Consider the following 7,254-nt stretch of genomic DNA (forward strand, 5'->3'; position numbering starts at 1 on the left):
TGGGTGTGCACCCGTCTGCACCCCGAGGACAGGATGGGGGAGGTCTACATCGTCGTCGTCGACCCCGACTACCAGCGCCGCGGCATCGGGCGAGCCCTCATGAACCACTCCATGGAGCGGGCCCGGGCCGCCGGAATGGCCATGGTGATGGTGGAGACCGGTGGGGACCGTGGACACGCACCGGCCCGCGCCACCTATGAGGGACTCGGCTTCCGGCGCTGGCCGGTGGCCCGCTACTTCAAGGACCTGGCCGACGGCGACTGAGACGCGCTTGAGACGCACCGAGGGCCCCAGGCCGCTTCGCCGGTCCGGGGCCCTCGGGCGTATGAAGCTGCGTGTCGGTGCGCTCAGCCGTGAGGCTCCAGGACGGGCAGGTCCTTGGCCGCCAGTGTGACGGCGTAGTCCTCGGCCCGCTGGGCCAGGGCCTCATCGGTGATGGTGAGGGTCCCGGTGGTGGTGAAGGGCTCGAGGTAGGTCATCTGGACCATGCTCGCCGTCGCCTGGAGCGGGCGCAGCAGCTCGGTGATCGTGTAACCGTAGGAGGACTCGTGGCTGTAGGCCTCGCCGGGGCCACCGGTGCTCACGGCCACCAGCAGTTCCTTGCCGGCCAGGGCCTTACCGGTCGAGCCGTAGGCCCAGCCGTAGAGGAGCACGTCGTCCTGCCACTGCTTGAGCAGGGCGGGGGTGGAGTACCAGTACATGGGGAACTGGAGGACGATGCGGTCGGCGGCCTCCAGGGCGGCCTGCTCGGCGGCGACGTCGACCTTCTGGTCCGGGTAGATGTCGTACATGTAGCGCACGGTGACGTCATCGCCGAGAGTCTCGGCCTTGGCAGCCAGAGGGCGGTTGGCGCGTGAGGCGGACATGTCGGGGTGGAAGACGAGAACGAGGGTCTTCATGAACGCTCCTGCTTTCAGATGGTGATGGTGGGCGGTGCGTCGCTCGGTGGGGAGACGTCAACGACGTCGTGCCCTGAGCTTCCGGTGCCACGCACCTGGGGCGTTGGGTGGCGGAGGCCTGATCAGGGCTCCAGGAGCACCTTGATGGCGCGGCGTTCGTCCATGGCCCTGTAGGCCTCGGGGGCCTCCTCCAGGGGCAGGCGCAGGGTGAAGACCCTGCCGGGGTCGATCTCGCGCTTGAGGATCCGGTCGATGAGGTCTGGCAGGAAACGGCGCACCGGCGCACCGGCGCGGGGCCGCCCAGCATGTTGATCTCGGCGAAGAAGAGCTGGTCCCCAGGCAGGGAGACGCCGTGGGCCACGCCCACGTAGCCCAGGTGCCCACCGGGGCGGCAGGAAGCGATGGCCTGCATCATCGAGGTCTGATTGCCCACGGCCTCGACGACGCCGTGCGCGCCGTAGCCGTCGGTGAGCTCCTTGACCTTCGCCGCGCCTTCGTCGCCGCGCTCGGCGATGACGACGTCGGCACCGAACTCGCGGGCCAGCGCCGCCCGGTCCTCGTGGCGGGAGAAGACGATGACCTTCTCAGCCCCCAGGGTCTTGGCGGCCAGGACGGCGGACAGGCCCACGGCGCCGTCGCCGACCACCGCGATGGTCTTGCCGGGGCCGGCCTGGGCCGCGACGGCCCCGAACCATCCGGTTCCCAGCACGTCGGAGGCGGCCAGCAGCGAGGCGATGATCTCCGGGTCCTCGGGCCTGCCGCCGGGAACGACGACGAGGGTGCCGTCGGCCAGGGCCACGCGTGTGTACTCGGCCTGGGTGTCGCCGATGAAGCCACCGTTGGCGCAGCGCGACTGGTAGCCGTCCTCGCAGATCTCACAGGTGTTGTCGCTCAGGCAGAAGGAGCCGACGACGAAGTCGCCGACCTTGACGTTCTTGACGTCGTCGCCGATCTCGACGACGGTGCCCACGTACTCGTGGCCCATGGGCCGTGCCCCCTCCAGGGGCTGGATGCCCCGGTAGGGCCACAGGTCCGAGCCGCACACGCAGGCGGCCTCGAGCTTGATGACGGCGTCGGTGGGTTCGATGACGTGGGGGACCTCGCGGTCCTCGACGCGGACGTCACCGGCGGCGTGCATGACGACGCCGCGCATCGTAGTGGGTAGAGCGGTGGTGGAAGCAGTCACGGGCAAGTCCTCACATCAGTGCCGGTTGATATGTGAAGACTAAACGCGCGCCTCGACTCGGGTCCACCGCGTGGGAGGTTCTGTCAGGGCAGCCCAATGGGGCTGTGGGACGCCGGTCTCGGCCCGAGGGCTCGGCGTATTCGGCTCAAGCGCGGGCGAAGACCGGTGTTGACGAGCGGCGGTGGTGATCACATGCGATCGCGGATGATCGCGCTCGGCCAAAGCCTTGCCAAACCCGAGAAGGATCTACTGCGACCGTTCGGCCCCGCCGCCCGCCGTCGTCGCACCGGCCTCACGCGGAAGCGGCAGCACCAGCGGGGTGGCGGTGAGCGGGTCGGAGATGACCTGCACGGCCAGACCGAAGACCTCCTTAACCATCTCGGCGGTGACGACCTCCTCAGGCCGCCCGTGGGCCACGATGGCGCCCGCACGCATCGCGATGACCTCATCCCCGTAGCGGCAAGCCTGGTTGAGGTCGTGAAGGACCGCCACGATCGTGGTCCCTAGCTCGGTGTTGAGCTCGCGGCACAGCTCGAGCAGATCCACCTGGTGGGCCAGGTCCAGGTAGGTGGTCGGCTCGTCGAGCAGCAGGATGTCAGTGCGCTGGGCCAGGGCCATGGCCACCCACACCCGCTGACGCTGACCGCCAGAGAGGGTGTCCACGTGCCGGTTCGCCAGGTCGGTAACGTCGGTGCGCTCCATGGCCTCGCAGACGGCCGTGTCGTCGTCGGGCGACCACTGGTGCAGGAGCGACTGGTAGGGGTAGCGGCCGCGTGCCACCAGCTCGTGGACCGTGATCCCGGGCGGGGCGATGGAGGACTGGGCGAGCATGCCTACCTGACGAGCGAGCTTCTTGGGTGTCAGGGAGGCGATGTCACGGCCGTCGAGGAACACCTGTCCGGCCGATGGTGAGATCACCCGGCTCATGGCGCGCAGTAGCGTCGACTTCCCGCAGCCGTTGGGGCCCACGATCATCGTCACCGCGCCCGGGGTGATGGCCGTGCTCAGGTCCTCGATGATGGGATGACCGGGGTGGTAGGCCACAGAGATGCCCCGGACGCCCAGACCCATAGAGGGGGCCTGGGCGTCCGCGGGCGCCTCTGTCGAGACGGGGGTGGGCACGGGCTACTTCTTCTTCAGGGAGTCGGAGACCGTGGTGAGAATGGTGCGGATAGCCGTTGGACCGGCGTTGAGGAAGAAGGCGTCGTCGTCGACCTGGACGGCCTGCTTGGTGTCGACGGGGTTCAGTGCCGGCCACAGGTCCAGTGAAGTGACCTTCGAGGCGTCACCGCCCTGGACGCCGTAGAACAGCCAGTCACCGTCGGCCTGCTCGAGCTGCTCAGGGGAGATGTCCTTGGAGGTGTCATCAGTGAACTGCTGGTCCTTGGGACGGGCAAGCCCCATGTCGGCCAGCACCGAGCCAGGGGTGGATAGCGGGCCGAACAAACGCAGACGCTCCTCGTTGTGGCGCAGTAGAGAGACCGTGGGGGCTCCCTCGATAGTAGCCCCGGCTTTGGCGGCGTCGGCCTGGTAGGCCTCCAGCCACTTCTTCGCCGTGTCGGGCTTGCCCAGGGCGTCGGCCACGAGCAGGAAGTCCTGCTTCCAGTACTGACCGGTTCCCTGCGTCACCACTGTCGGGGCGATGGCGGACATGGAGGCGTAGACCTCGTCGGCCTTCTTGATGGCCCCGTTCATGAGGATGAGATCGGGGGCCAGGTTGCTGACGGCTTCCACGCTGGGGTCCTTGCGGGAACCGATGTCCGTGATCGAGCCCAGCCTGTCGGCGTACTGGGGGAAGGCCTTCTTGAGGTAGCCCGGCACGGCCTCGGCGCCGTCGCCCTTGGTGGAGCCCACCGGCACGATGCCCAGGGTGAGAGCGACGTCGAGCTGACCGGTGGCGATGACGACGATCTTCGTGGGGGCCGCAGAGATCTCGGCCGAGCCCTTGAAGTGGACGACCGTGCGGGGGAAGACGTCCTCGGCCTGACCAGAGCCCTTGCCCTCGGGCATGCCCGTGGGCACCGAGGATGTCGGGGTGGGTTTGGCTCCTGCGGAGGTGGGTGAGCCCGAGGAGGATGAGGAGGGCGCCGAGTCCGATTCGCCCTTCTTGGAGGAGCAGGCGGCCAGGATGGGCAGAGCAGTGGCCAGTCCCGCGAAGGTAAGCGCAGACCGGCGGCTGTAGAGCGATGTCATGAGCTTAGGCTAGCCTCAGCCGTGCCGCTTTGATCAAGAACCAACCTGTAGGAAATGAGGTAGGAGTGGGCAAGATCGCGTTCAGGTCCCGAGTAGGCGTTGTACTGCTCATCTGCCTGGCGCTGCTTGCGGTGCTGATCCTCGTCAGTCTTGCCGTCGGGACCCGCAGCCTGACCCCGGAGGAGATTCTCACCGGGCTGACCAGTCAGAGGAAGACTGCCGCATCCATCATTATCTGGAGGATGCGCATGCCGCGCACCGTGCTGGCGATCGTCGTCGGGGCGGCGCTTGCCGTCGCCGGGGTCGTCATGCAGGGACTGACCCGAAACCCGCTGGCCGAGCCCGGAATCCTTGGCGTCAACGCCGGTGCCTCCCTCGCCGTCGTCCTGTCGCTGTCCGTCCTGGGAGTCGGCGATGTCGGCGGCTACCTCTGGTTCGCCTTCGCCGGCGCCGCCCTGGCCGCAGGACTCGTCCACCTCATGGCCCGTCGCAGCGCCGAGGCCGGGCCTGCGCGCCTGGTGCTGGCTGGAGTGGCGCTAGGGGCCAGCCTGCGCGCCGTCACCGGCACCATCACCATGTACGACTCCGAGACCTTCGACTCCTACCGCTTCTGGGTCCTGGGGTCGCTCGCCCGGCGCGATGCCGGCCTGCTGGTGTGGATCGGGCCCTTCCTCGCTATCGGCCTCGTGCTGGCCCTGGCCTCCGGGCTCACCCTCAACGCCCTGGCACTGGGGGAGGAGCAGGCCAAGGCCCTGGGTGTGAGCCCCGCACGGGCGCGCACCCTGGCGCTGGCCGCCGTCACGCTCCTGTGCGGGACGTCGACGGCGGCCGTCGGCCCGATCTCCTTCGTCGGGCTCGTGGTGCCGCAGGTGCTGCGACTCGCCCTGGGGGCGGACCAGCGCAAGCTACTGACCGCCTCCCTCGTGGCCGGGCCGATCCTGCTCCTGGGGGCCGACATCCTGGGACGCATCCTCATCGTCCCCGCAGAGATGGAGGCCGGCGTTGTCACCGCCTTCATTGGCGGTCCCGTCCTCCTGGCCATGGTGGTGCACCGTATGGGGGTGAGGACCCGATGAGCCGGCCCGCCGTGAACCCACTCCCGCAGGAGACGGAGTCGCCGGAGAAGCCGGGAGAGGAGGGGCGGCCGGTCCACTCGGGACCTCCCCGGTCCTTCATGAGACTGCCCGTGGGGTCTCGGCAGGAGATCCTGCTCCACCGCCGCGCCGTCGCGATTACGATCGTCCTGGTCCTGGCGGCCCTGACGGTCATGGTGCTGTCGATCCTGACCGGCACGTACAACATCTCCGCGGCGGACGCCCTGGGGGCACTGCTGCGCGGAGCGGGAAGTGAACTGGACCGTTTCATCATCATTGACCAGCGTCTGCCGCGGGCGCTCGCGGCCGTGCTGGTGGGGGCGATGCTGGCGCTGTCGGGCGCCATCTTCCAGAGCCTGTCCCGCAACCCCCTGGGCAGTCCCGATATCGTCGGCTTCACTACCGGCGCCTCCACAGGAGGGCTGTTGGCGATCCTGCTGGTCTCCGCCTCTTCGACCTTTCAGATCGGTGCGGGTACGATCCTCGGCGGCTTCGCCACGGCGACGTTCGTCGCGCTCATTACGCTGCGTCGCGGGATCGGCGGCGACAATCTCATTCTGGCCGGCATCGCCCTGTCGGAGATGCTGTCTGCGGCCAACAACTACCTCATCTCCCGTGCGCCGCTTCAGAGCGCTGAGGTGGCCAAGGCCTGGCAGTACGGCTCCTTCAACGCCATCTCATGGGGGCAGGTCCGCCCGCTCCTCATCGCTGCGATCATGCTGCTGCCGCAGGTGCTCTGGTTCGTTCGGCCCGCGACCATGCTGGAGATGGGTGACGACGCCGCTACCAGCCTGGGGGTGCGCGTCGGCAGGATCCGCGGGGCGATGCTCGGCTATGGTGTTGTGCTGGCGGCGGTGTGCGTGGCGGTGTCTGGACCGATCGGCTTTCTGGCATTGGCGGCCCCGCAGCTGGCGCGGCGTCTGAGCCGGTCGGCCGGGGTCGCCATGGTCGCCTCAGCCGCCATGGGGGCCCTGCTCCTGAGCGGGGCCGACTTTCTGGCGCAGCGTCTGCTCAGTCCCTTTCAGATACCGGTGGGTCTGGTCAGTGCGGCGCTGGGCGGGATTTACCTCATCTGGCTACTCGTGTTGCCCTCCGACCGCGGCGGTCAGGCCTGCTGACACGGCGGGTGGGCGGTGCGGATCCACCTGAGATGGATGGTTCGGCAGTCACTGGAGCCGGACGGACCGGGTGGGGCTTGTGTTGACCCAGGCCTGATTCGCGTTGTCTCAGGTGGCGGGATGCGAGTAGACGTCACGCAGTCCAAACGACCTACTCCCTGGCGGTCTGACGGATCGCACCCTGGCCCGTGCTGAGCCGGCCAGAGCCCCTATGTCGCCCTCGCGGCTCGCACACACAGCTCCAGCGAGTCCTTCCTCTGCCCCAGACCTCGCATCACCGCCTCTATCAAGCCTGGACGATTCACTATTGGCCTCGTGGATGTCCACCCTTCTCAGGCCAGCTTCCCGCCCGGCGTCGTACAGGACCCGCTGGTCGGTGAGGTATTGTCCGGGGGTTTTCCACAGGAGCGTGTCAAGGTCTGGCGGTGGGTGTGTACGGGCGGGTAAGGTCAATACACCGCCCGGATGGACAGTGTTGTTCGACCCGGTGGTGTGAGGAGTTGTTTCGGTGGCGAGGAGGCTTCCGTGATGAGTATGTCCCTACGACACCCGACGCGGGCTCACACACGGCGAATGCCGGCCGTCTACGGCTGGACCGGCTCTTGCTTCAGGCGTCGGAGGGTGGCAGTGGGGCTGGTGGTGTGCGTGCTGTCGCTGGGGGTGGGAGCCTGCTCGATGAGGGGCGCGCGTGCTGAGGCCAGCGCGAGTACCAGTGCCAGCGCCTCGGCGGCCGTCGCTCGCGCCGAGCAGGGGATCGCCGACGC

At 68.4% G+C, this 7,254-nt stretch carries 6 protein-coding genes and 2 pseudogenes; 4 read left to right on the forward strand and 4 right to left on the reverse strand.

The window, feature by feature from the left end; all coding sequences use genetic code 11:
• Positions 1-264: GNAT family N-acetyltransferase (locus RWR81_RS11605; protein ID WP_314457899.1), on the forward strand; the 264-nt coding region annotated here is incomplete at its 5' end.
• An 83-nt stretch (positions 265-347) separates the two neighbouring features.
• Here RWR81_RS11605 and RWR81_RS11610 read toward each other — a convergent pair.
• The 4 genes and pseudogenes from RWR81_RS11610 to RWR81_RS11625 form a co-directional block, all read right to left on the reverse strand.
• Positions 348-899, reverse strand: coding sequence for an NAD(P)H-dependent oxidoreductase (locus RWR81_RS11610; protein WP_314457900.1), 552 nt, complete (start codon positions 897-899; stop codon positions 348-350).
• Between the two features lie 122 nt (positions 900-1,021).
• Positions 1,022-2,052 (reverse strand): annotated as a pseudogene (locus RWR81_RS11615) (zinc-dependent alcohol dehydrogenase family protein).
• Positions 2,053-2,331: 279 nt separating this feature from the next.
• Positions 2,332-3,207 (reverse strand): ABC transporter ATP-binding protein, encoded by an 876-nt coding sequence (locus RWR81_RS11620; protein WP_314457901.1) that lies wholly within the window; start codon positions 3,205-3,207, stop codon positions 2,332-2,334.
• Between the two features lie 3 nt (positions 3,208-3,210).
• On the reverse strand, positions 3,211-4,278 hold the full coding sequence (locus RWR81_RS11625; protein WP_314457902.1) for an iron-siderophore ABC transporter substrate-binding protein: 1,068 nt from the start codon (positions 4,276-4,278) through the stop codon (positions 3,211-3,213).
• 74 nt (positions 4,279-4,352) lie between these two features.
• On the opposite strand from RWR81_RS11625, the gene RWR81_RS11630 reads away from it, so the two are divergent.
• From RWR81_RS11630 to RWR81_RS11640, 3 genes and pseudogenes are all read left to right on the forward strand, one after another.
• A complete protein-coding gene (locus RWR81_RS11630) occupies positions 4,353-5,354 on the forward strand; it encodes an iron ABC transporter permease (protein WP_314457903.1) in 1,002 nt (333 codons plus the stop codon).
• Between the two features lie 98 nt (positions 5,355-5,452).
• Entirely contained in the window at positions 5,453-6,490 is a 1,038-nt protein-coding gene (locus tag RWR81_RS11635; RefSeq protein ID WP_314457904.1) for an iron chelate uptake ABC transporter family permease subunit, read from the forward strand.
• Between the two features lie 573 nt (positions 6,491-7,063).
• A pseudogene (locus RWR81_RS11640) lies at positions 7,064-7,254 on the forward strand (hypothetical protein); the annotation flags it as partial.

The organism is uncultured Actinomyces sp., from assembly GCF_963526355.1.
Classification (GTDB): domain Bacteria; phylum Actinomycetota; class Actinomycetes; order Actinomycetales; family Actinomycetaceae; genus Actinomyces.